The organism is Candidatus Igneacidithiobacillus taiwanensis (assembly GCF_031962545.1).
Classification (GTDB): Bacteria; Pseudomonadota; Gammaproteobacteria; order Acidithiobacillales; family Acidithiobacillaceae; genus Igneacidithiobacillus; species Igneacidithiobacillus taiwanensis.
On record NZ_JAVRKK010000192.1, the window covers coordinates 1 to 3,207 of the forward strand.

Genomic DNA, 3,207 nt, shown 5'->3' on the forward strand with positions numbered 1-3,207 from the left:
GAACCAATGCCATGCGCGGCGCAGAAATCGAGCATTTCCTGGGTTTCGGCAATGCCACCGATGAGCGAACCGGCAAGACTCCGCCGTTTGAAGATGAGATTGAAGACTTCCGGCGAGGGGTGCGGTTCCGCTGGCGCCCCCACCAGGGTCATGGTGCCGTCGCGCTTGAGCAGGCCGAGAAAGGCATCCAAGTCATGGGGTGCGGCTACTGTATTGAGCAGAAAATCGAAACTATTGGCATGCGCGGCCATCTGCTGCGGGTCCTTGGAAATACAAACCTCATCGGCCCCCAAGCGCTTGGCGTCCTCGACCTTGCTAGGCGAGGTGGTGAAGAGCACCACATGGGCGCCCATGGCGTGGGCCAATTTCACCCCCATGTGCCCCAGCCCTCCAAGGCCAACGATGCCGACTTTCTTCCCCGGCCCTACCTGCCAGTGACGCAAGGGCGAGTAGGTGGTGATACCAGCGCAGAGCAAGGGCGCCACTGCCGCTAAGTCTTTTTCGTCGTGGCGAATGCGCAGGACAAAGCTTTCCTTGACGACGATACTCTGGGAGTAGCCGCCGTAGGTGTTCTCACCGCCAAAAACCGGGCCATTGTAGGTGCCGGTGAAGCCATTTTCGCAGTACTGCTCTTCGCCATCGTGGCAGGAGCTACAATGGCCGCAGCTGTCGACCATGCAGCCTACTCCCGCCAAGTCACCTACCTGGAATTTCTTTACGGCACTGCCCACCGCCGTCACTCGTCCGACGATTTCGTGACCAGGCACCGCCGGGTAGATGGTGTTGTGCCACTCGTTACGGGCGGTGTGTAGGTCGGAATGGCAGACACCGCAGTAGAGGATCTGGATTTGTACGTCGTCGGGATGGAGGTCGCGGCGCTCGATGGTCAACGGCGCGAGGGGGGATTGGGCATTTTGCGCGGCGTAGGCTTTTACCTGGGTCATTCGTATCACTCCTTTTCATACCGAACGGTCGGTCTTTAGCCTATCGCCTTCCCTCCTCGGGCGTCAATCGCTCAGCAGATCCACCTCTACGCTCGTACCGAGTAGCGCAGCCTCCAGCGCTTTGATCTGATCGCGCAGGGCAGCGGCTTGCTCAAACTCCAAATTGCGGGCATGACGGTACATCTGCTCTTCCAGCGCCTTGATCCGCTTGGCCAATGCCCGGGGATCGTCGCTTTCGTAACTGGCTGCTGGCTCTGCCGCCTTCTGCCGCGTCTTGTCCTTACGGTGATACACGCCCTCGAGGATATCCGCCACCGGTTTGACGATCCCCTTGGGCTTGATGCCATGCTCGGCGTTGAAAGCGAGCTGCTTCTGCCGTCGCCGCTCGGTCTCGCGTATGGCACGCTCCATTGAGCCGGTTACCACGTCGGCATAGAGAATGGCGCGCCCGTTCAGGTTACGCGCCGCGCGGCCGATGGTTTGCACCAACGACCGCTCGGAGCGGAGGAAGCCTTCTTTATCGGCATCGAGAATCGCTACCAGGGCGACTTCCGGCATATCCAGCCCCTCACGCAAGAGGTTGATGCCAATGAGAACATCAAAAACGCCAGCACGCAGGTCGCGGATGATTTCCACCCGCTCCACGGTCTCGATATCCGAGTGCAAATAGCGACAGGCGACGCCGAGCTCCTGCAAATAGTCGCTGAGGTCTTCGGCCATGCGCTTGGTCAGGGTGGTGACCAAAACCCGCCAGCCGCTGGCGATGACTGCATGGATCTCGCTGACCAAATCGTCCACCTGTCCACGCGCCGGGCGCACCTCAACGAGGGGATCAACCAGGCCGGTGGGGCGAACTAGTTGCTCCACCACCTGTCCCGAATGCTCGAGTTCGTAAGGCCCCGGGGTAGCGGAGATGAAGATGGTCTGTGGCATCAGCCGCTCGAATTCCTCAAACATCAAGGGGCGATTGTCGAGGGCCGACGGCAGGCGAAAGCCGTACTCGACCAGGGTTTCCTTACGCGCCCGATCACCCCGGTACATGCCGCCAAATTGAGGTACGGTTACATGCGATTCATCCATGAAAAGCAACGCGTTGGCGGGCAAATAGTCCATCAGGGTGGGCGGCGGCTCGCCGGGGGCCCGTCCAGAGAGGTAGCGAGAGTAGTTTTCGATACCCGAGCAGTAGCCGAGCTCCGCCATCATCTCCAGATCGAAACGGGTCCGTTGCTCGAGCCGCTGCGCCTCCACCAACTTGTTGGCCTCGCGCAGCACCGCGAGGCGCTCGCGCAGCTCGTCTTTGATGCGATCCAGCGCTGCCAAAATCGTCTCGCGCGGCGTCACATAATGGCTTTTGGGGTAGACGGTGTAGCGCGGCAGGCGGGTAATCGTCTTGCCCGTGAGCGGATCGAACAGAGAGACGCGCTCGATTTCGTCGCCAAACAATTCCACCCGTACCGCCTCGTCTTCGCTCTCCGCCGGCCAGATGTCGATGACATCACCATGAACACGAAAGGTACTGCGCTTGAGCTCCAGCGGATCGCGGCTGTATTGCATATCGGCCAGCCGGCGCAGGATGGCGCGCTGCTCCATCTGATCGCCCTCGCGCAGGTGCAGAATCATCCGGTGGTAGGCCGAAGGATCGCCCAAACCATAAATGGCCGACACCGTGGCAACGATAATGACGTCTGGGCGCTCCAGAAGCGCCTTGGTGGCAGATAAGCGCATCTGCTCGATGTGGTCGTTGATCGACGCATCTTTTTCAATGAAGGTGTCGGAGGAAGGCACATAGGCCTCGGGCTGATAGTAGTCGTAATAGCTAACGAAATACTCCACCGCGTTATGGGGAAAGAAGGCGCGCAGCTCGGCGTACAGCTGTGCCGCCAGGGTCTTGTTGGGAGCCATGACCACTGCCGGGCGCTGGGTGCGAGCAATCACATTGGCCATAGTGAAGGTTTTGCCAGAACCCGTTACCCCCAACAGCGTTTGGAATGCCTCGCCCGCCTGCAACCCCTCGACAAGCGCAGCAATGGCCTTGGGTTGATCGCCCTGCGGGGGAAACAGACTCTCCAGTTGCAGCGCCCGCTTCTCCATCTCCCACCTCCTCGCTAGTGCATCGTCTAGAGTATTCGTCTCCACTCCCCAAGGCAAAGACCGGCTCGTGGATGCGGTCGGGAGGCCCGCGGCCGATTGACGAGAAGCAGGCCTGCGGGTAGTATTCGCGTCTCAAGGCGCTCGTAGCTCAGCTGGACTAGAGCAACTGGCT

Annotated in this window: 2 protein-coding genes; both read right to left on the reverse strand. The window is 60.2% G+C overall.

What is annotated here, in order from left to right; all coding sequences use genetic code 11:
• A partial coding sequence (locus RTI30_RS13450; protein ID WP_312284034.1) for an NAD(P)-dependent alcohol dehydrogenase occupies positions 1-944 on the reverse strand: 944 nt, incomplete at its 3' end.
• A 63-nt stretch (positions 945-1,007) separates the two neighbouring features.
• On the reverse strand, positions 1,008-3,035 hold the full coding sequence (gene uvrB, locus RTI30_RS13455) for an excinuclease ABC subunit UvrB (protein WP_312263460.1): 2,028 nt from the start codon (positions 3,033-3,035) through the stop codon (positions 1,008-1,010).
• Positions 3,036-3,207: the final 172 nt, after the last annotated feature.